The sequence below is a fragment of the Gordonia sp. VNK1 genome (assembly GCF_040049135.1).
Lineage (GTDB): Bacteria > Actinomycetota > Actinomycetes > Mycobacteriales > Mycobacteriaceae > Gordonia > Gordonia oleivorans.
In genome coordinates this window covers 202,220-225,626 of the sequence record NZ_JBDZDJ010000001.1, presented here as the reverse complement: position 1 = coordinate 225,626, position 23,407 = coordinate 202,220, and the positions used below count along the sequence as shown (strand labels likewise).

At 69.5% G+C, this 23,407-nt stretch carries 4 protein-coding genes; all 4 read right to left on the bottom strand.

Going from position 1 to position 23,407, the window contains the following annotated elements; genetic code table 11:
* Positions 1 to 478: 478 nt before the first annotated feature.
* Genes ABLE94_RS00840 through ABLE94_RS00825 form a run of 4 tightly spaced genes read right to left on the bottom strand, consistent with a single transcriptional unit; the run spans position 479 to position 23,407 of the window.
* Positions 479 to 2,980 (bottom strand): DUF4012 domain-containing protein, encoded by a 2,502-nt coding sequence (locus tag ABLE94_RS00840; RefSeq protein ID WP_348807782.1) that lies wholly within the window; start codon positions 2,978 to 2,980, stop codon positions 479 to 481.
* Positions 2,977 to 21,594, bottom strand: coding sequence for a non-ribosomal peptide synthetase (locus tag ABLE94_RS00835; protein WP_425476114.1), 18,618 nt, complete (start codon positions 21,592 to 21,594; stop codon positions 2,977 to 2,979). The genes ABLE94_RS00840 and ABLE94_RS00835 overlap by 4 nt, the downstream gene beginning before the upstream one ends.
* Positions 21,594 to 22,439, bottom strand: coding sequence for an ABC transporter permease (locus ABLE94_RS00830; protein ID WP_348807780.1), 846 nt, complete (start codon positions 22,437 to 22,439; stop codon positions 21,594 to 21,596). The genes ABLE94_RS00835 and ABLE94_RS00830 overlap by 1 nt, the downstream gene beginning before the upstream one ends.
* Positions 22,436 to 23,407, bottom strand: coding sequence for an ABC transporter ATP-binding protein (locus tag ABLE94_RS00825; RefSeq protein ID WP_348807779.1), 972 nt, complete (start codon positions 23,405 to 23,407; stop codon positions 22,436 to 22,438). The genes ABLE94_RS00830 and ABLE94_RS00825 overlap by 4 nt, the downstream gene beginning before the upstream one ends.

Genomic DNA, 23,407 nt, shown 5'->3' with positions numbered 1-23,407 from the left:
GCTTCCTCCCTACTTCGCGTTATGGGCGGGTCGAAATGCGTTGACAGAAAGCAGCGATCAGGTCAGAATCGCACGCGGCTGCAATCCCGGTGCTGCACAGACGGGCGATCGGGTGGTGGACACCGGGAGTTTCCGCTACTCGCGCCCGTACCAGCGCACGCCCATAATTCGCGTCGGCAACCATCGAGCACGGCATTCAGTGCGATGCCATGATCCGCGATGCCGCGTGACGGACAATTGAAGCGTCGCGTGCGGCAGCAGCTTCCCTATCCGTCGGCCAATGCGCTCGCCATCGGGCAAGAAACACGCACCGCATTACCGAATCGGGCATTTCGTTCATCTCATATTTCACTGCCAATCCGACAGTTGGGTGTCGCCCGATCGGACGAAATCTCAGTCGATACCATTGGCCAAAGAGTCAATCGATGCTGAGGTCAGTCTTCGAGGGATCAGTACATAACGTGCGAGGCCGAGTTATCTAGCCACACACCGGCACATCAACCCTGACATTCGGATCATCCACGAGCGGCTGAATCGGTACCTCCGCCGCCCCATGCGCCGACGTGGGCTCCTCCATCGTCATCTCGACGGTGACGGTCTGCCCCGGCGGAACCTGCACCATCGTCGCCATATACGGCCGGCCGTGCAGCGCCTGGTCGATGCGTAGGGCCTGCTCACCGTCGACGGTCAGTGACTTGAGCGTCGCGCCTTTTGTCGTCAGCATTTCGACGTTGACGAGGTTGGTACCGCGTTCGACACCGAGGTCGGTGCCATTGGGTGCGATCACGTAATCGGGCAACGACAGATCGGTGAGCGTGTTGGTGAGCTTGACGGTCACCGTGCTCTCCCGGGTGTCACCGGTGCACTGCCCGGACACATACGAGATGTCACGGCGCAGGTAGTAGTCGAGCTTGTTGCCGCCCGCATTGCCCAGTGCTACTTGCAGATACGGGCTGTCGGTGTCGGAGATCTGATGCCCGAGGTCGGTGGTCTCGAGGACGGCCTGCTCCTGCGGGTCGGTGCTGTAGACCATGATGCGACGTTCGTGCACACCCTGCCCCAGCGCCTCGAGCAGATCGCCGGTGTCACCGTCGAAGCGGGAGACCTGGTCGACGATCGCGCGAGAGATGGTCTGCAGATACGCCTTTCGGGCATCGTTGTTGTTCGCGAAACGTTCGTACGACGTCGACAGGGTGATCGGCACGATGTTGTCGGCCGTGATCTTCTCACCGTTCGGCAATGTCACCGGGCCGGTCACCTTCAGCACGTAGCTCATCGCGATCGGATCGACAGCAATCGCCCCGTCGAGTTGCCGGCCGTTCTGGGACTCCCAGTTCGCTATCCAGATCCTGGCGGCGTCACGGAAGTCGGCGTCGATGTTGCCGTTGCGGAAGTCGGTGTAGGGGTGGAACTGTGAGTACAGGAGGTTGTACTCGTCGCCGAGGTCGATCTGCGGGCGGGCGGGGTCCCGGAACTGGTTGTTGGCCCCGAGCGTTGGCGTGGTCACCCGGCCGTCGGTGGCATTGACGATGGCGAACCCACCGACGAGACCACCGGTGCCGCGCGCCTCCGACGGCGTCTGGAGCGCCAGGAAATAGTTGCGCGGTCCATCGCCACCCAGCATGCCCGGAACCAGTTGCGCGGCAACATTGGTGCCGTCGATGGTGGCGTCGGCGCGATCGATCACGTCGATGAGCTGGTCGCGCGCGTCGGCCACAGTGCCAAGCCACGACGGATCGATGGGCTGCGCCTGCGCGGTGATCTCGTTGGATCGCTTGGCGAGCGCAGCAAGTTCGGGTTGTGCCTGCTGCAGCGGGGCGGTGTTGATGGTGTCGCCGGTGCGCAGTTGAGACGGGCTGAGGACGGAGGCGAGCTCGGCCGACGGCACCAGGACGTCGCTCGCGTAGTCCGACACCGCGTCGCTCATCTGCTGCACCGACTCCAGGGGATCACCCAACCACGGGATCGCAGCGGCCATCGACCACACGATTCCGTGGGTGCGGTCCGCGGCGCTCGACGCTTCGTCGGCGGCGGATTGTGCTGCTTTTTGCGCTCCACTCTCATCACCCTTGAGGATCAGGGTCTTCGCTTGTTGGGCATCGGTTTTCGCAGCCTCCAGCTCACCCTTCGCCTTGAATGCAGAGAAGGCCAGCCAGAGGATGGCCAGGATGAGCAAGGCGAGAACAATTGCGAGGGTGATCCAGAGTTTGCGCTTTGACTTGCGGTGGTCTCGAGACGGCTCCTCGCTGCGCTCGTTGCCTCCTCGACCGGCGGGTGGTGGTGGCGTCCCGTTGTCGCCGTGCAGCGAGGTGGCCTCGACACGCCCCTCGTTCCTCCGGCCCACTCGACCAGCGGACGGGGCTTCTCGACCAGTAGGGGCGGGGTCGATCGCGTCCGAACCAGCCGGTGCGGCGTCAGATATCTCGATGCGGTCGGCGGGCACCCCCAACCACTCCGCAACCTCCCCCACCTTTGGCTCGATCTCGGAGAACACCCGCTCGAACGCCTCGATCGGCTGACCCATCGGGTCGACGATGTCCAGAGATGCCGAGTTCGTGTCCACCCGCCCACGCGAGTCGATGAATTCCTGCAGAGGTGCGTCGTCGCCGAGAACCTTGCGTAGCTCCACGAATTCGGTGAGCGTGAACATCCGCTTCCACCGCGCGGGCAGCATCCGCTGGCAGGCGGCGCGATGCTTGCGGGTCATCGTCAGCACCAGGTCGGCCGTCTCGAGAATCTGCGGACGCAGGTACCGCGACTCGAACCCGTCTGCGTCGTAGCCGCGTTCACCAAGCACCTGCGCCGACAGCGGGTGCATCGGCTGCGCGTTCTGGGCCCCCACGCCGGCGCTGGTCACCGTGACGTCGACGTCGCCGCGTGCGGCCATCGCCCGCAGAATCCGCTCCCCCATCGGCGATCGGCAGATGTTGCCCGTGCAGATGAACAGCACCGTCGACGGACGGTCGAGAGAATCGCTCACATCTCCTCCTCGAGAATGTGGGCGATCCGTCGCATCACGCCGGGATCGCCAAACTCACGGTGCGCGACCGGCAGTGGCACCACCCGCACCTCACCATCGAGGTAGCGGTCCCATCCGGCAGGACCGGGCGTATCGGACGCGGAAATGTAGAGCACCTTACCGGCCGTCACCGATCCCGCACGATGGGAGCGCACCGCCGCCACCAACTCCGGCGCCAGATCGGCGACCTCGTCGGCGGGAGCCGAGGTCATCTCGTCCGGGCTGCGCGGATCCAGCAGTACCACGTCATCAACCACACCACCGGCGTCGCTGATCTGCCGTGCGATCTCGTGTGCGATGTTGCCGCCCACCGACCACCCGGCCACCCGGTACGGCCCGGTCGGCTGCACCGAGCGGATGGCCGCGACATGTCGCCGCGCGATCTCACTCATCGACGATGGCAGCGCAGCACCGTCGAGGAGTTCGGGAAGTTGCAGTCCGACCACCCGGTACGCCGCAAGCGCGGCCGCAAGCTCGCGGTAGGGGGTGACCAGGCCGGTGGCCAGATGCACGACCCAGAGGATCGGACGGTCATCGGGGCCCGGCGCCGACAGTTCCACCGCACGCCGCTCATCGCCGCCCCCGGGCGCGTTCAGCAGCGCCGCCACCGCCGCGGGTGTCGGTGCGGCGAACAGTGCGGCCATCGTCGGTCGCCAGCCGGTGCGCTGGGTGATCTCGTCACGCACCGCGACCAACCCCAGCGAGTTGCCGCCGGCGGAGAAGAAGTCGTCGTCCATGCCGATCGGCGCTCCGAGGACGGCACTGAACGCGTCGAGCACCGAACCTTCGAGCGGGGTCGTCGCTGCCCGGCCGCCGGTCGGCCAGTGTGGTTGTGGGAGAGCGGATTCGTCGATCTTTCCGCTCGTCGTCCGTGGGATCTCGTCGACGACGATGAGGCGCGCAGGCACCATGTGGCGTGGCAGTTCCCGACGGCACACCTGGATCAGGGCATCGACGTCGAGGTCGTCGCCGGCCGCGTACGCGACCAGCGCCGGCCCACCAGGGCTCTCGCGCAGGACGGTCGCAGCCTGCGATGCGCCGGCGCGGCGCAGCACCGCATCCACCTCGGCGGGCTCGACGCGCTGTCCACGGATCTTGAGCTGTCTGTCGGCGCGGGCCACATAAGCGAGTTCCCAGCGGTCATCACCACTCTGTTCCCAGCGCACCAGGTCACCGGTGCGATACATTCGGCGACCATCCGGCGCAGCGACGAACCGCGCTGCCGTCAAGCCCGGATCACCGAGATAGCCTCGGGCGAGCGAACTTCCGACGAGATACAGTTCGCCGGTCACGTCAAGGGGGACGGGCCGCAACGCGCGGTCGAGAACCAACGCGCCGACACCGTCGACGGGGGTGCCGATGCTGACCGGTTCCTGGGGTCGATGCCGGCCGGCCGTCGCGGCGACGGTCGCCTCGGTCGGCCCGTACACGTTGACCAGCGTGCAGTGCGCCGCCCACCGATCGGCCAGATCTGCCGGGAGCGCTTCCCCACCGACGAACACCTGTCGCAGCAGGCGCAGCGGTTCCGGGTCCAGTGTCGCCAGCACCGACGGTGTGGCGATGAAAACCGTGACACCTGTCTTCGCCAGCCATGCCGTGAGATCGTGTCCGGCAACGAGTTCCGGTGGTACGACGACGAGTGTGGCGCCGACGCTCAGCGGGAGGATCATCTCCATGATCGACGGGTCGAAGCCGGGACTGACCATCGCGGCCACCCGGTCGAAGGCATCGATGGGCGCGACCGTCGAGAGTCTGTGCAGGCCACGGTGAGTCACGCCGACCGCGTTGGGCCGGCCGGTGGTGCCCGAGGTGGTGATGACGTAGGCGAGGTCGTCGACGGACACCTGTGCGTCGGGAACCGGAGGTACGTCGCCGATGGGTCGCGCGGGAATGTCGCAGATGGTGATGGCGGTGGCGCCGGTGACCTCGAGGATGCCGTCGATCCGGTCCGAGGGATACGACACCTCGATGGGCACATAGACCGCGCCGATACGGGCGATGGCGCGGACCGCGACCATCGACTCGATGGACCGCGGAATCCGCACCGCCACCGCATCCCCCGCACGTAAACCTGCGTGGGTCAGTGCTGTCGCCGTCGCCGACACCCACGCGTCGAGTTGAGCGTAGGTCAGCGCGCGTCGGCCGTCGTCGATGGCCATCCACGAGGCATAGCGGCCGGCCGGTGCGGCGAACATCTCGGCGAGGGTTGGCGGATGCGCGGGTTCGGGGGCCTCGAGGGCGCGGCCGATCACGCGGGTGTCGTGACGACTCAACAACTCTGCGGAGTTCAGTGCGCGGCCGGCGTCGGCGGTGAGGAGCCGCAGTGCAGCCGTCATGCGGTCGGCGAGGCTCTCCATGACGGCGGCATCGAGGATGTCGGTGGCGTAGACGAACGCGATCTGGTGGGTTCCGTCGTGTTCGCTGACGGTGACGCGGATGTCGAATTCGCTGTGGGGTGACTCGAATTCGTCGGATTCGGGGAGATATCCGGTACCGCCGACGGTGAGCGCCACCTGGGTGAGGGGGTGGCGGCCCGGTTCGCGGCGGGCGCCGACGTGTGCGACGACGTCGTCGAAGGCGACGAGCGCGTGATCGAGGGCGGCGAGGGCAGCGTCGCGGACCCCGCCGAGGTAGGAGCCGACGGTGGCGTCGGGTCGGATCGTGTTGCGTAGCAGCACTGTCGAGACGAGCATGCCGACGGCACTGCGCCAGTCGGCCGGACGCCGCAGCGAGGTGGTGGTCGCAATCGCCACATCGTCGGTGCCGGCCTGCACGGCCAACGCCCACGCCAGTGCGGCGTGCATCAGCTGGAATCCGGTGACGCGGTGCCGTCGTGCGGTGTCAGCGAGGTTCGCGTGGAGGTCGGCGTCGAGTGTCCGGTGCACGATGGCGGTGGAGTAGTCACGGACGGCCGGTCGGGTGGCGACGAGGCCGAGGTCGTCGGTATAGCCGTCGAGGGTGTCGGTCCAGAAGTCGAGTTGGGCGGCTCGATCGCGCTGTTCCGCGTCCACCAGGGCCGCCGTCACGTCGGTGAATTGGGTTGGGTTGGTGTGCAGTTCGCCGGAGGTGAGGAGTGCGGTCAGCTCATCGGCGAGAATCGCGGCGGACTCACCGTCGATGGCGATGTGGTGGCCGATGACGGCGACCACAACGGGGACGTCGATGCCGTGCTCGTCGGATCCGATCACGGCGTACACGCGCACCGGTGGTGCGGTGGTGAGATCGAAGGGGGCGCGCATCAACTCGGTGATCGTGTCCGGGGTGACCGCGTCGACGGTGATCCACTCCAGATCGGGACGCCAGTCATCGAGCACATGTTGCCGGGGACCGTCTGGGGTCGACGGGTAGGTGGTGCGTAACGCGGTGTGCCGTGCGATGAGTGCGTCCACCGCCGCGGCAACGCGCGACATCGTCGTGCCCTCGGGGACGGGGATGACGACCGGCACCACGTACATCGGGATGTCACCGAGTGTGTGGGCCGCCACCCACATGCGGCGTTGGGTGGGGGCGAGGGGGAGGTCGCGCCCACTGGTCGAGTGGTCCGCCCAGCCGGCAGTGGTACTGACATCGTCGGTCGAGCCCACCGGAGCGCCCTGCCCCACCTCACCGGGTCTCGACACGGCTCGTCGCTTGCGCTCCTCACCGGCTCGACCGGCGGGGGTCGGCGCCTCTTCCCCGCTGGCGGCCGCGCCTACTTCGTCGGTCGAGCCCACCGGAGCGCTAGCGGAGGCGGTGTCGAGACCTCCGCCAGCTGACAGCGCAGCCCGATCACCACCCTGCCCCACCTCACCAGGTCTCGACACGGCTCGTCGCTTGCGCTCCTCACCGGCTCGACCGGCGGCGGTCGGCGCCTCTTCCCCGCTGGCGGCCGCGCCTAATTCGTCGGTCGAGCCCGCCGGAGCGCTAGCGGAGGCGGTGTCGAGACCTCCGCCGGCTGACAGCGCAGCCCGATCACCACCCTGCCCCACCTCACCAGGTCTCGACACGGCTCGTCGCTTGCGCTCCTCACCGGCTCGACCGGCGGCGGTCGGCGCCTCTTCCCCGCTGGCGGCCGCGCCTAATTCGTCGGTCGAGCCCGCCGGAGCGCCAGCGGAGGCGGTGTCGAGACCTCCGCCAACTGACAACGCAGCCCGATCACCACCCTGCCCCACCTCACCGAGTCTCGACACGGCTCGACCGGCGAGGGTCGGCGCCTCTTCCCCGCTGGCGGCCGCGCCTATTTCGTCGGTCGAGCCCACCGGAGCGCCAGCGGAGGCGGTGTCGAGACCTCCGCCAGCTGACAGCGCACCCCGATCACCACCCTGCCCCACCACACCGGGTCTCGACACGGCTCGACCGGCGGGGGTCGGCGCCTCTTCCCCGCTGGCGGCCGCGCCTATTTCGTCGGTCGAGCCCGCCGGAGCGCTAGCGGAGGCGGTGTCGAGACCTCCGCCAGCCGACAGCGCAGCCCGATCACCACCCTGCCCCACCTCACCGGGTCTCGACACGGCTCGTCGCTTGCGCTCCTCACCGGCTCGACCGGCGGGGGTCGGCGCCTCCTCCCCGCCGGCGGCCGCGCCTACTTCGTCGGTCGAGCCCGCCGGAGCGCTAGCGGAGGCGGCGTCGAGACCTCGCCCCACAGCCCCCGCCAATCCACCCACCGTCGGGTGATCGAAGATCATCTTCGTCGGCACACGAACCCCGAACCGAGTCTCGATCGTCGACGCCAAATGCGTTGCCGACAGCGATGTCCCACCCAACTCGAAGAAGTCCGAGTTCTCATCGATGCCGGTCGCGTCGACGCCCAGCGTCTCTGCCATGGCAGCGGCAACCCCGTCGAGGACGCCCGGAGCCCACTCAACGGAATCCGGCGCCCACTCAACGTGATCGGGCGCCCACTCGACGGGGTTCGGCGCCCTCTCGACGGGAGCGACGACACCCGGGAACGGGCGATCCAGCCCCTCTCCGACCGCCGACAGCGCCGCAACCACACCACCGAGCAACGCCTCGGCCAACTCCCGCGACACCCGCGACGAGTACACGACGGTCAACTCCAGCCGCCCGTCGACGGTCGAGACCACCAGTTCCGCATCGAGTTTCGCGGCGACCTCATCTCCGTCGAGGTCGACCGGCTGCACCGTCAGCTGTTGGCCGTCCTGGTTCAGCACGATCGGTTCGGTCACCGCAGGGACCACGTCCTGACCGACCAACAGCACCGAGGTCAGCGGATCACGACCATCCCGTGCGTCGGGCCGCACCGCACGCGCCACCACCTCATACGGCACGTCGGCATGCGCAGAGGCCTCCACCGCCGCATCCCGCGACGCAGCGATCGCGTCCCGGATCGTGGCGTCACCGGCCACGCGAGTGCGCACCGCGACGGTGTTGACGAACATGCCGATCACCGATTCCCACTCCGGCGCGCTGCGCCCGTGCACGGGAACACCGATCACCACGTCGTCGCTGCCGGTCCAGCCGGCCAGCACCGACGCCAACGCCGCGTGCACAGCCTGGAACACCGTGGCCGACACCTGTTGGGCGGCAGCAGAAATCGACGCACTCACCCCACCATCGAGGCGCCATGCCACCCGACCTCCGGGGCTCACATCGGCCGGACTCACCCCGGGTAGCCGCAACGGAGCCCGAACGCCTGCCAGCTCATCGGTCCAATGCGCGAGTTGCCGCGCAAACAGGCTCGACGGCTCCGCTGGGTCGCCGAGGAACTCCATCTGCCACTGCGTGAAGTCGGCGTAGGTGAGACCCGGATCAGCCACGTCCTCACTCTGATACGCCTGCGCCACCTCGCCGAGCAGCAGTCGCACCGACCATCCGTCCACGGCGATGTGGTGCAAGGTCAGCACCAGATACACGTCGTCACCGTCGGTGGTCATCAGTGTCGCGTGGACGGGCGCATCGTTCTCGAGATCAAACGGGCGGGTGATCTCCGCTCGGATCGCGGCTCGCGGGTCGTCGACGTGGACGGTCCACACATCGTCGGGGTCGATGAGTTCCTGTACCGGCCCGGCGTCACTGTCCGGGAAGCGGGAGCGCAGGCTGTCGTGACGCGACAGCACCTCGATGAGAGCTGCTTGCAGCCGTTCGACGTCAATGTCGCCGGTCAGTCGCGCCACCACCGGAACGTGGTAGGCGGTCGATGTGGGGTCGAAGCGATGCTGAATCCAGATGCGGCGCTGCGGGTATGCCAGGGGCAGGGATTCCGGACGCGTCCGGTGCGAGGGCCTGGTCAAGGCCGGTCCCGTCGCGGTGTTGGCAACCGAGGCCGCCAGTGCACCGACCGTGCGCGCGGTGAATAGTTCGGCCACCTTGACGTCGTGGCTGAGGCGGTCGGTGAGCCGTGAGGTCACCTGGGTGGCGCTGAGCGAGGTGCCGCCGAGCGCGAAGAAGTCGGCGTCGGCGTCGAGGGCGGCGCGATCGACGGCCAGCACCTCGGCGAAGACCGCGGCGACGGTGTCCTCGAACTCGGTAGGAGGTGCCGCGGCGGTGATCTCGGGCCGCGTCGTATCCAATGCCGAAGCGACCTGCACCGCCGTATCCGGCGCGACAGCATCCAACACCTCAGGCACCCTCAGCGCCCGACGGTCCACCTTGCCGGTCGGGCCGATCGGCAGGGCGTCGACGACGACCACAGTGGCGGGAACAAGGCTGCGGGGCAATACGGTTCGGGCGTCGTCCCGGATCTGACGGCCGTCCGACGTGACGTCGGCGGCGGTGCTCACCCAGGCGAGCAGGACGGGTTCCCCGGAACGGTTGGTGCGCACCCCGACGGCCGCGGACGCCACTGCGGGCAAGGAGGTCAACGCGGCCTCGACCTCGGCGGGTTCGATGCGGATGCCGCGCAGTTTCAGCTGTTCGTCGCGGCGGCCGTGGATGACGAGTTCGCCGTCGGCGCGGCGGTGTACCAGGTCACCGGTTCGGTACATTCGGGTCCCGTCCGGGCCGGCCACGAAGGCGGCGGCGGTGGCACCCGGATCGTTCAGATAGCCTTGCGCCAGTGGGGTTCCGGCGACGTACAGCTCGCCGATGGTGTACTCGGGCACCGGCCGCAGCTGCTCGTCGAGGATGAATGTGCTCACCCCGGGTATCGGTGCGCCGATGGTGACCGTCGGTTCACCGCCACCGGGTCGGTCGCTGTCAGCGGAATACCGCGCGCTGGTGACCGCGACGGTGGTCTCGGTGGGCCCGTACTCGTTGCTCAGTGTCATCCGCGCCGACCAGCCGCGGACCAGACTCGGCGGCAGCGCCTCACCGCCGACGGCGAGGTGCCGCAACCCCGGCATTGCGTGCGGGCCCGTGGTGGCCAGCACCGACGGTGTGCTGAGCAGCACGCTCACCCCGGCCTGCTCGACGCGGCGGGCCAGTTCGTCACCGCCGACGACCTCGGCCGGGCACACCACCACGCAGGCCCCGGCGGCGAGTACCGGAACCAGACCCATGAGCTGGGCGTCGAATCCGACCGCATAGGTGTGCAGCACGCGGTCGGTGCCGGCCAGGTGCAGGCGCCGCACCGTCTCGCGGGCCCATCCGCCAAGACCACGGTGGGTGACCACCACGCCCTTGGGCACCCCGGTGGTCCCGGAGGTGAAGGTGAGGTAGGCCGGGTCGTCGATGCGCAGTGGACGCGTCCGGTCGGCGTCGGTGAACCGTGGTGGTGCAGCCAGATACAGTCCGGGATCGTCGACGACGATCACCTCGGTACCGGCGGCCGTCACGTCGGCGGGCACCTGGCCGGCGGCGAGGGTGAGCACCACCGCGGCCCCGACCCGCTCGATCAGGCCGGCGCGGCGCCGTTCGGGGTCGGTGGGGTCGACGTTGACCACGGCCGCACCCGTCCGCGCAATGGCGAGGGTCGCAAGCACTCCGTACACCGACCGCGGTAGATGACTCACCACCGCGCTCCCGGGCCCAGCGCCGCACTCCACCAGCCGCCAGGCCAGCGCGTCGGCGGCCCGGTCCAGCTGGTCGGCACGCAACGACGGCCCACATCCGGGCAGTGCCCGCTCCGCGTCGTCGACGACGATCGCGTCGGGTCCGGCGGACCGGAATCCGTTCAGCAGATCCGACAGCGTTTCCGGCTGTGGCGCAGCACTGTTCACAGGTGAGGCTCCGGAGACCAACTCACCTGCCAGGAGGTCGGGCCGGGCGATCGCCCGCTCGAGGGTCTCGGTCAGCAGGGCGGTGAGCGCGTCGAGCCGGGTCTGCTCGGCCACCCGGGCACCGCAGGTGAGCGTCAGGTGAATCCGGTCATCGGCCCGGTGGGTCATCACGTCGATGCCGAACAGCGGCGCGGACTCGCGCAGCGCATGCTGCTGCGCGGCAATGTCGTCGGGTACCGCGCCGAGGACGACGTCGAACAGCGGCCGGCCGGCACGTTCGCGGGTGGGGTCGGCGAGGGCGGTGATCTCCGAGAGTGGGAGGTCGGCGTGGGCGATGGCGCCGACGTCGGTGGCGGTGACCTCGGCGAGCAGGGCGGTGAACGGGGCGGCGAGGTCGATGCGGGTGTGCAGCGGGACGGCCCGGGCGAAGACGCCGGGCACGTCGGCCAGCCGGGGATCGACCCGCCCAGAGACGGCGGTGCCGACGGTGACGCTGCGGTTGCCGGACTGCCTCGCCAGGACCAGCGCAAGAGCGGTGTGCAGCACGATGAACGGGGTGCTGTGTGCCGTGGTGGCCAACTCGTCGAGGCGTGCCGTGGTGGCCGGGGACAGCGACGCCTGGCTGCGCCGCGCCGGGCCGAGCGCGGTGACATCGGACGCGGTGACATCGTGCGCGGTGGCATCGGAAGCGGAGGCATCGGAAGCGGTGGCATCGAGGTCGATCTCCGGAAGCCGCAGCGGCTCCAGTGGTTCGGTGAACACCGTGCGCCAGAACGCGGTGAGCTCGGTGCGGCGGGCGGCCAACGACTCGTGCCGCCACAACGTGTACTGCCGGTAGCCGACGGCGGGCGCCTGCGTCACCCCAGGCCGCGCACCCATCGCCGACCGCAGAATCTCCAGCGTTTCGCCGTCGGCGACGATGTGGTGGGCGACGACGAGCAGCCAGTCACGGCCGTCGCATTCGACGAGCCTGATCCGCCAGGGCAGTTCGGCACCGAGGTCGATCGGGGTGGCGAGCGTGGTGAGCGTGGTGAGCGCCTCGTCGATGTCGTCGACGTGGGCCGGGGTTGCCGGCCCCAGGTGGTCGAGAGCGGCCTGTTCGGGCCACAGCCGCTGATACGGACCGTCGTCTGTCTCGGGAAAGCTGGTTCGCAACGCGTCGTAGCGGGGTATCACCGCCCGCATCGACGCCCACAGTTCGGTGGTGCCACCGAGGCACAGCACGTCCACCGGCACCGCCGCAGACATCAGATACCCGGCCACGTCGGGCTGGGCGCGCCAGCGCAGCCACAGGTCCTCTTGTTCCGGGGTCAGCGGTAGCCGGTCGGGTTCGGCGCGGTGGGTGGCGAGGTCGGGCAGCGCAGGTTCATCGGCGGTGGTGGCGTCGAGTCGGTCGAGGGTCGCGGCCAGCTCGGCGACGGTCGGCGCGGCGAAGACCTCGGCCACCGGCACGTGGCGCCCGCCCGCCGACAGGAGCGCGGCGAGTCGCGCCGCCGACAGCGAGTTTCCGCCCACGGCAAAGAAGTTGGTGTCGGCACCGAATTCGACGGGGTGGTCGAGGCTTTCGCGGGCGATGGTGGCGGCCATGGCCTGGGCCACCGAACGCTCCCGGCCGGTGGGTTCCCGTCCGATGCCGCCGACTCGGCCGGGTGCCGGGAGAGACCGCAGCAGCGCATCCGTGTCGAGTTTGCCGTTGGTGGTCATCGGCCACTCGTCGACCCCACTGATCCGCGCGGGAATCTCGTGGGCGGGAAGGAGTTCGGCGCACCGCGCCCGCAGGCGCTGTTCGTCGGGCATCGGGGATGATCCGGTGACGAACCCGACGAGCTGCTCGTCCCCCGGCCGTGCGCCGGGAGAGACGAGGACCCGGGCATCGGTGACACCGTCCACCGACCGCAGGGCCGCGGCGATCTCGGCGGGTTCGATACGGAAACCCCGGATCTGCACCTGATCGTCGGTGCGGCCGAGGTAGGCCAGATGCCCGTCGGGCATGCGGCGCACCACATCTCCGGTCCGATAGCACCGCCGGCCGTTCACCGACGCCACGAACCGGGCCGCGGTCTGCGTCGGCGACCCGACATATCCGCGGGCGAGTTGTGCACCGGTCACGTACAGTTCGCCCCAGCCGGCCAGCGGTACCGGCCGTCCACGACCGTCGAGCACGGCCACCCCGACCCCGGCCAGCGGGCGGCCGATGATCGGCCGGTGGTCGTCGACGTCGATCTCGGCGCAGGTCACCTGCACGGTGGTTTCGGTGGGTCCGTACATCGTGAGTAGCCGCACCCCGGGATGTGTGGCCGCCCACTGCCGTAGCGTCGTCGGATCGGCGGACTCGCCACCGAGGATCAGGCTCCGCAGCGCCGGCAGCCGAGTTGCTGCGGCCACCGCCGGATCGGTGAGCCGCGCGAAGGCTGTCGGGGTCTGGGCGAGGATGCTCACCCGGTGACGGTCCAGGATGCCGGCGAATCGGTGCGGGTCGAGCAGGTCGTCGCGATCCACCATCACCACCGAACCGCCCGAGGTGAGGGCACCGAAGATCTCCCACACCGATGCGTCGAAGGTGGGTGCGTGCGCGCACGCCCACACATCGGAGCGCCGAGGTGCGATCACCTCACGGGAGGCGGCCAGCATGGCGGCCATCCCCGCGCGGGTGCCGATGACGCCCTTGGGTGTGCCGGTGGAGCCGGAGGTGTGGATGATGTACGCATCGCCCGGGCATGGCGGTGGTGTTGCCGCCCCGGCGGTGACCGGGGTGAGGCGAGTGCCGTCCTCGACGATCAGCGAGACCCCGGCCCGGGCCACCAGCAGTTCGGTGCGCTGCCGGGGATGGTCGGGATCGAGCGGCACGTAGACGGCGTCGGCGATCAGGGTGCCGACCATCGCCACCACCGCGTCGATTCCCGGCGGCAGGCACACCCCGACCCGATCACCGGGCCGCACCCCGAGCAGTGACGCGAATTCCGTGGCGCGAGAGATCAATTCGGCGTAGGTCAGGGTTGCGTCGGTGCCGATGAGTGCGGTGGCGTCAGGGTCAAGGTCGGCTGCGGCGCGGATCAGGTCGATGACGTCACCGGGTTCCGCGACGGCCTCGGGTACGGGGATGGGTTCGGCCGGCGGGAGGCAGTCGATCAGGTCCGTCTCGTCGGGGCTGTGGGCCAGGGAGTCGATAACCGCGAGGAACCGTTGCAGCAGTAGCGGTGTCGCCGCGGCGTCCACGTGGTGGCGGGCCGCCGCAAGCGTCACGGTCATATCGTCGGCGGTGTCGCGGACGGTGACCTCCACGGTGGTGCGTGCCCGCCCGGTGGGCAGCGGTTGCACCTCGGCGATTCCGGCGATCCCGGCGAGCTCGGCGATCCCGGTCGGCGCGAGGTCGGTGTCGTGGTCGAGCAGCACCGCGGGCAGCGTCGTCGGCGCGGTGCTTGCGTGGACGATGGCCGAGGCGAATGCGGTGTGGACCTGCCGGAGAGCTTCGGTGACCGACAGTGCGCGCAGGCCGGCGGCGCGCACCGGCACCGTCCGCGCGAACATGCCGACCAGTCCGTGGGTGGCGGGATCGTCGCGGCCGGAGACGGGGATGGCGATGACGAGGTCGTCGGTGTCGGTGATCTCGGCGAGGGTGGCGGCCAGCGCCACCCACAGTGCGGCCGAGACGGTGGTGCCGGCTGCGGCGGCTCGCGCGGTGAGGGCGGCGACGGTCGACGCCCCGACCGTGCCGTCGACGGTGACGGCCGGTCCGGCGGTCAGTCCGGTGGGCTGCGGGTCGGCCGGTTCGGGCAGCGGCAGTCGGGTGGGTGCACCGTCCAGATAGGTCTGCCAGTGATGCGGATCGGTGTCGGGGACGTGCCGGGCAGAACCGTCGGCGGTGGGTGCCGTGCCGACGAAAGCTGGTTCCTGCCCCTGGACGCGGGCCCGCACTGCGTCGCGGAAGTCGTTGAGCAGTATGGGGATCGACGCGCCGTCGACGATCATGTGGTGGGCCACCAGGGTCAGCGAGTCGACCCTATCGCCGGTGCCGGATGCGGTGGCCCGCCAGCCGGGGCCGGCACTCAGATCGAAGGGCTCGCTCACCGCGCGGTGCTCGTCGGCGTCGAGGAGCGGCCCCATCTGCGCGGTGCCGATCACCTGGTGTCCGGGTTCGCCGTCGATGTCAGGGTAGATGGTGCGTAGCACCTCGTGTCGTTCGGCGACGTCGCGTAGCGCGGCCTCGAGCACGGCGCGTTCGGTGGGCGCGGTCAGCCGCAGGCGGACGGCGAGGTGGTAGGCGTCGGACGGTTCGGCCCGGTTGAGATGCCACAGCGCGCGTTGCGCCTCATTGATCGGCGATGCCGCCGCGACGGTGAGGTGCCCGGTGTCGGTGTCGCCGGTATGACGTGCCAGTGCCGCCACCGTCGACCGGGCGAAGACGTCACCGACCGACACCGTCCGGTCCGGAGTGCTCAGCCGCGCGGCGAGCCGTGCCGCCGACAGCGAATTACCGCCCGCGGCAAAGAAGTTGGTGCCCGGCCCCAGGGTCGCCGCGTCGACGCCGATGATTTCGGCGATCACTGCGGCAACCCGACGCTCGTCGGCGGTCGGTTCCGCTCCGGTCGCGGTGTCGGCGGGTAGCGCCGCCGGCAGCAGCGCCGCCCGGTCGAGTTTGCCGCTGCCGGTCAGCGGCCAGGTCTCGACGACGCCGATGCGTGCCGGGATCGCATAGGCCGGCAGACGTGCGGCGCAGGCGGCGAGGAGCACAGCTTCGTCCACGGAATGGTCACGGCTGGTGACGAATCCGAGGAGTCGTTCGTCTCCGGGGCGCTGCGCTGCCCCACTTCCGGCACCGGCGCCGTCGATGAGCACCCTGGCGTCGGTGACGCCGGGAACACCGCGCAGCACCGCGACGATTTCGCCGGGTTCGATGCGGTGCCCGCGCAATTGGATCTGCTCGTCGCTGCGGCCGAGGTGGGCCAGACGCCCGTCGGGCAGGATGCGGACGAGGTCGCCGGTGCGGTACATGCGTGCGCCGGGCCGCTCGGGGTCGGCGACAAAGCGGGCGGCGGTCAGTGCGGGGGCGTGCAGGTATCCGCGCGACACCTGTTGGCCGCAGACATACAGTTCGCCGCGCCCGCCGGGCGGCACCCGCCGCAGACGTGCATCCCGCACCGACCAGCGCACCCCGTTTAGGGCTGCGCCGATGATGCTGCGTTCGTCGGTGACGTCCACGTCGGCGGCGGTGAGGTGCACCGTGGTCTCGGTGATGCCGTACATGTTGACCAGCCGCGTTCCGGGATGTGTTGCGGCCCAGGCCTGCAGGGTGGTCGGGTGTAGGGCCTCACCGCCGAAGACGACGCAGCGCAGCGCCGGCAGCGTGGTGTGCAGGGTGGCGGCGATGTCCTCGTCGGTGAGTCGGGCGAAGGCGGTGGGCGTCTGGGAGAGCATGGTGACGCCGTGGGTGGCCAGCGCGTCGGTCAGTAGCCGCGGGTCGCGTGCGGTGGCACGGTCGAGCACCACGATCCGGCCGCCGGAGGCCAGTGCCCCGAAGATCTCCCAGACCGAGAAGTCGAAGGTGTAGGAGTGCGTCCAGCTCCACACGTCGGCGGGTCCGGCGCCCACGGAGTCGAGAGCGGCACCCAGCATGGCGGCCAGGTTCTCGCGAGTGACGCTGACCCCCTTGGGAACTCCGGTGGATCCCGAGGTGTGGATGACGTACGCGTCACCGGGAGTGCGGTCCGCACCGGGACTCAGACGCTCCACGCGAAGGCCGTCGCGGATGATCGCGGCCGGCGCCACCGCGGCGAGGAGCTCGTCGATGCGGGCCTGCGGATGGTCGGGGTCGACGGGGACGTAGGCGGCGCCGGCCATCAGCACGCCGACCATGGCGACCACTGTGTCGGCGGTTCGGCCCATCAGCAGGGCGACGCGGTCACCGTCGCGGACTCCGGCGCGCAGCAGGTCGGTGGCGCTCGCGCGGGCGCGGGCGGCGAGTTGGGCGTAGGTGATCGCGCCGTCGACGTCGATGACGGCGATGGCATCGGGGTTCGACGCGGTGTGCGGGATGAGGGCCCGGATCGGATCGCGGATGGGAGTGCTGCGCGGCAGCAATGTGGGCAGCGGGGGCGGCGGCAGGCAGTCGACGATCGTCGTGCCCGCGGTGGCGGCGGCCAGGCGGGTGACGGTGTCGACGAGTGCGTCGAGCATGAGGGTGGCTGCGGCGGGGTCGACACGACGTTCGGCGACGGTCATCCGGATGTCGAGGTGATCGGCGGTGTCGGTGACCGCAAACTCGAGGGCGGTGCGCGCGGCACCGATGTCGACGCGGTGGGCAGTACGGAGGACGTCCGCACCGATGTCACCGCCGACGGCCGAGATGTCGGGCAGGGCGGCGTTGGCGGTGATGAGAACGTCGGCGAGCCCGGGTGGTGCGGCCGCGGCGTGGCCGACGGCGGCGGTGAGCGCGGCATCGGCGTCGGCGAGGGCCTGCCCGACGGGCCGGTCGAGGACGCCGGCGGTGCGGATCGGGAGCGTGCGGACGTACATGCCGACGCGGTGGAGGTCGTTGGTGGTGGTGCGCCCGGAGGTGGGGACGGAGACGACGGAGTCGTCGGTGCCGGTGTATCGGGCGAGGACGGCGGCCAGCGCCACGCGCAGCAGGGTGAATGGGGTGGCGCCTGCTGCTGCGGCGGCCCGCGTGATGGCGGTGCGCAGGTCACCGTCGATGCGGCGGTGCTGGTGGCTGACGGGCCCGGTGATCGCCGGGCCGGTGTCGGCGAGCGGTGGTTCGGGCAGTGCCGGTGCCTCGGGTGCACCGTTGAGCACCGAAGCCCAATAGTGGTGTGATTCAGCATCGTCCGCGACTTCGGGTGCGGCACTCGACACCGGCGCGTCTGCCCATACCGGCGGATGTCCGTCACGTCGGGCGGTGATCGCGGTCAGGAAGTCGCGGACGAGGATCGGGATGGAGGCGCCGTCCACGGCGATGTGGTGGGCCACCAGCACCATCGACGTCGCGGCCGCTGCGGGGGTGTCACCGGAGACACTGGCCGCGGTGTCGAGCACGGCCCGCCAGGCTGGTGCGGCGGTCAGGTCGAAGGGTGCCGTCGCGGCGGCGCGAATGCCGGCGTCGTCGAGGGTGCCCGTGGTGACGGGAAGGTGGGCGCGCACGGCGTCGGCGTCGAGGACCCGGGCGACGGCGGTGCCGTCCTCACCGGCGTCGAACAGGGTGCGTAGAGCGTCGTGGCGGGCGGCCACGTCGGCGAGCGCGGCAGTGACCACCTCGGCGCCGATTCCGGGCGCGAACTCGAGATGCACCGGCAGGTGGTAGGCGGTGTTGGTCGGGTCGATGCGGTGGGCCAGCCAGAGTTCCTGCTGAGGCCGGCTCACCCGTGGCGCATGCGGGCCGGGTTCCACGACCGGTGGTGCCTCGTCGACCTGCCGGGCGACGTCGCGCAGTGTGGTCGCGGCGGTGACGTCGGCGATGGTGAGCACTCGTCCGGCGGCCGACCCGAGCCGCCCGACGATCTCCATCACCGACAGCGAGGTGCCGCCGAGGTCGATGATCGAGGCGAGCATCGACGGCTCGTCGACGTCCAGCACGTCGGACACCACTGCGGCGACGAGATGTTCGTGCTCGGTGGTGGGTGCCGCGTAGGCGATCGGCGCCACCGGGAGATCGGCGAGCCGGGCGGCCACGGCCCGGCGGTCGAGTTTGCCGGTGGTACCGAGCGGGAGTTGATCGATGACGACGACGCGTCGCGGCCACATCATCGACGGCAGCGTCGCAAACAGGTGGTGGCGCACGGTCGCCGAGAGTGCTTCAGCAGCGATGCCTGCCGTCGAGGTGATCGCGACGTCGATGGTCGTTCCCTGCGCGCCGGTCACGGCGACGGCGACCGCCGCGTCTACGCCGTCGACGTCGGCGGCGGTGCGTTCGATTTCGGCGGGTTCGATGCGCACGCCGTGCACCGAGATCTGGTCGTCGTTGCGGCCGTGGAACTCCAGCAGCCCGGTGGCGGGGGCGAGACGGGCGAGGTCGCCGGTGCGGTACATGCGTGCGCTCGGCGCCCACGGGCAGGCGACGAATCGTGCTGCGGTGAGCGGCATCTGGCCGAGATAGCCGAGCGCCAGTTGGCTTCCGGCGAGGTAGATCTCCCCCAGCGCGCCGGGCGGCGCGGGACGCAGCCGGTGGTCGAGTAGGTAGACGCTCATGCCGTCGACGGCCGCACCGATGGACGTGGGCCGGTCGGTGGGCACCGGCGCGTCGAGGTGTGCGACGGTGGCGTACAGCGTGGCCTCGGCGGGTCCGTAGGTGTTGCGCAGCAGGCGATGTGCCGATACCTGGTTGGCCGTGGCGGGCGGCAGTGTCTCGCCGATGGTGCCGACCACTCGCGGGAGTTGTTCGGTCGGGATGCGTGCGATCAGCGACGGTGTGGCGTAGAGGTGGGTGACGCCGTGCTCGACGAGACTCGCACCGAGGGTGGCGTCGATCTCGGGCATCGGCACCAGCGTGTAGCCGAGCCCGGCGCAGGCCAGCATCTCGAAGTGGGCGATGTCGAATGCCGGTGACGCGACGCCCGCCAGCCGCCCGGGTCCGCTCCCCGCCTCGTGTGCGGCGCCGTCGAGTGTCCCACCGTCCAGCATCTCTGCCGCGTCACGGATCAGGTTCGCCAGTCCGCGATGCGGAACCGCGATTCCCTTGGGTTCGCCGGTGGTGCCGGAGGTGAACACCACGTAGGCGACGTCGTCGAGACCCGGACTGTCGACATCCGTGGATTGCCAGTCGATTTCGGCGTTACGAAGGCTGTCGAGATCCCCGTCGCCGAGTACGACGACGGGTCGGGCAACCCGCAGGATTGTGTCCACCCGGGTGCGCATGAGGCCGGGATCGATAAGCAGGATCGCAGCCCCGGTGCGTGCGACCGCCCACCACGCGATCACCTGCTCGACGCCGCGGGGCAGCGCGATGGCCACTGTCTGTCCCGGCCGCGCCCCGCGCTCGCGCAGAGCTGCGGCGATGTCGGTTGCCCGCGAATCGAGTTCGGCGAAGGTGAGTGCCGGCTCGCCGGCGCGGACGCCGTCGACAGCAGGCAGATCGCCGAACTTAGCGACGGCCGCGTCGAGGATCTCGCCGAGCACCTGCGGAGCCGCGGGCTGTGACGGCGGCTCGGGCGTCGAAACCTGCAGCGGCAGATCATCGATCAGGGTGTCGGGGTGTTCGGTGAGAGCGTGGGCGAAGGCGTCGACCGCGGCGAGGAGTTGGCGGTGGTGTTCGGTGACCTCGGCGGCGTCGTAGCGGTGGGGGTTCGCCTCGAGTTCGACGATGAGTGTCCCGGCGGTGAGCGGGTCGGTGGTGGTGGCGTCGGGGTAGATGTTGACCGACAGGTCGTCGACGGGGCCGGTGGTGAGCGAGTGGAGGGTGGCGGTGACATCGCCGAAGCGAATCTGCCTGTCGAACAACATGATGTTGAGGACGGGGCCACCGATCTGGCCGCCGTGGTCGGCGACGATGTCGTCGCGGCGGTAGCGCTGGTGCCGTAGGGCTCCCATGAGTGCGCCCTGGGTGGTGCGCAGTGCCGTCTCGACGGTGCCCTGTGCGCCGACGCCGGTGCGCACCGGCACAAAGTTCAGCGTGGGCAGCGGTGTGGTGCGCAGCGCCGCGACGGTGCGGGCGGCGACGGCGAGGTCGAGGGTGACGTCGTCGCCGTCGGTCAGCCGGGCCAGGTAGCCGGCGAGTCCGGCGGCGATGAGTGCGGGCAGGGTGGTGCGGTGCGTGTCGGCGGCCCTTCGCAGCACTGTCATGGTGGACTCGGAGAGTGCGTCGGACGCGGAGCGATTGAGAATCGACGGCGGCCCGACCCGCAACGAGAGCGACGGCGTACCGCCACCCACTCCGTCGAGGGTGTCGCGCCAGTACGCCCGGTCGGTCTGGAATCGCTTGACGGCACGATAATCGGCGTCCGCGCGGGCGGGTGTGCGAAGGTCGGGAACGGGGCGCGGCGGGAGGGGGTCACCCTGAAGCCGCGCGGCAATGCGGCGCAATCCGATGACCATGTTGTCGAGGGCCGCAACGCCGTCGGTGAGCAGATGATGGGTGCGCTGATAGAGGACGGAGGTTGTCTCGGAAAGCTGGATCAGCATGCCGCGTGCGAGCCGATCGCGCATCGGGTCGACCGATTGTGCCGCGTCGGCGCGCATCGTTTCGAGTGCGCGCGCCATCGGATCGTCATCGCCCCGGACGTCGAGGTAGTCGATGAAGTCATGCAGGGAGGAATCGAAGATTCCCACCACACCGTCGTGGCGTGCTTCGAATCGGATCTGCATGGCCCGAGTCGCGCGGATCTCGTGGCGGCTGGCCTCGCGGAAGGCCTCGACGTCCAGTGGGCCTTCGAGGATGGCGTACTGCGCCACGTTGAGCGGGACGTCCGGCATGGCCGACTGACGCTGCAGCAACGATTTCTGCGCGTCGTTGAGTGGGAACTCGTAGGTGGCCTCGGTGGCGGGGTCGGTCATCATCCGCCCCCACGGGTCCGCAGCCGGAAAAGCAGCATGGACAAGGGTATGGACAAGAGCAGGATCACCGCACAGCAAAGAAGCGTGTAGACCTGCGGATGCAGTGCCGCCCACGTGCGTGGTTCGGTGATGAGGGTGTGTGCGCTGATGGGGTTGCCGAAGCCCTCGCGCAGCGAGCGGGCCAGTGACGTCACCGGATTCCAGTTGGCAACGGCTCTCAGTGGCGCCGGGAGTGATCGCGAGGGAATGAATGCCGAGGAGATGAAGCACATCGGGAACACGACGATGGTGACGAGGCTTTGGGTGGCTTGGAAAGAGGAGGTGACCATCCCGAGCAGGGAACCGACCCAGCTCATCGAGAATCCGAAGGCCAGCGCCAGCAGGTAGCCGACTATGGCCTCGCCGAACGTGGTGTGGATGCGCCAGCCGACGACCAGTCCGGCGAGGCTCATCACCGTGAGACCGACCGCGTTGATGACGATGTCGGAGGTGCATCGGGCGGCGACCACCGACAGCCGCGACATCGGGAGCGCCCGAAATCGGTCCATCACACCGTTCTCGAGGTCGGTGGCGAGTCCGAGTGCGCTGAAGGCGCAGTTAAAGGTCACCGTTTGCGCCATGACTCCCCCGATGAGGAATTGGCGGTAGAAGTCGCCGCCGAGTGCATCGCCGAAGACGTACGAGAAGACGAGCACAAACATCAACGGCTGCAGCACGATCGCGAGGATCATCGCCGGTGTGCGCGCGGTGATGGTCAGATTGCGCCGGATGAGGACGTCGCAGTCGATGAGGAACGGGCGCAGTCCCTGAGGGCGCACCGCAAACTGGGCCGTGTCAGCACTCATGTCGCGCTCTGCCTGGTGAGCCGGACAAATACCTCGTCGAGGGTCGGGGTCGACGAGGATGCAGACGCTACTGGGATGCCAGCGACGGCGAGTTCACCGACGATCGCTGCCACCGCCCGGCGGCCGTCCTCAGCCGATACACGGAGCCCGCGGTCTCCTTCGGTCACCGGCGATTGGCCGGCGACCTCAAGCACTCCGGCAGCGCGCGCCGCCTCGGACGGTTCAGAGAAGGTGAGATGGACGGAGTCGGACGCGTAATCCCGCTTGAGATCGGACGCTGTGCCGCGAGCAACGATCTTTCCTCCGACGAGTACCGCCACCGAGTCGGAGAATTGATCGGCCTCTTCGAGGTACTGGGTGGTGAGGAGCGCGGTGGTACCTTCGGCGACGAGTTCTCGGATGATGCGCCATAGTTCGGTGCGGCCGACCGGATCAAGCCCGGTGGTGGGTTCGTCGAGTATCAGTACCCGAGGTCGGCCGATCAATGCGCAGGCCAGATCGAGTCGGCGACGCATTCCTCCGGAGTAGGTGGCCACTCGTCGGTTTGCGTGAGCGAGATCGAACCGCTCGAGAAGCTCGTCTGCTCGTCGACTCGCTTCGCGTCGCGAACATCCGGATAGCCGTGCCACCATTCGCAGATTCTCGCGGCCCGTGAGAACACTGTCGAGTGCGGTGAACTGGCCCGACACTCCGAGCCGGCTGCGGACGTCGTGTGGGTGGGTGATGGCGTCGATGCCGTCGACCGTGACGGTGCCGGAGTCTGGGCGCTGCAGGGTGGTGAGGATGCCGACGGCCGTGGTCTTCCCGGCGCCATTAGGGCCGAGGAGCGCGAGAATCGAAGCAGGTCGGACTGTCAGATCGATGCCGCCGAGTGCTACGACGTCGCGATACGTCTTCCGCAACCGATGCACGGCAATCGCTGCATTCGCGTCGGCCTGGGCGCCCTTGGTCTTCTCGACATCGGTCAT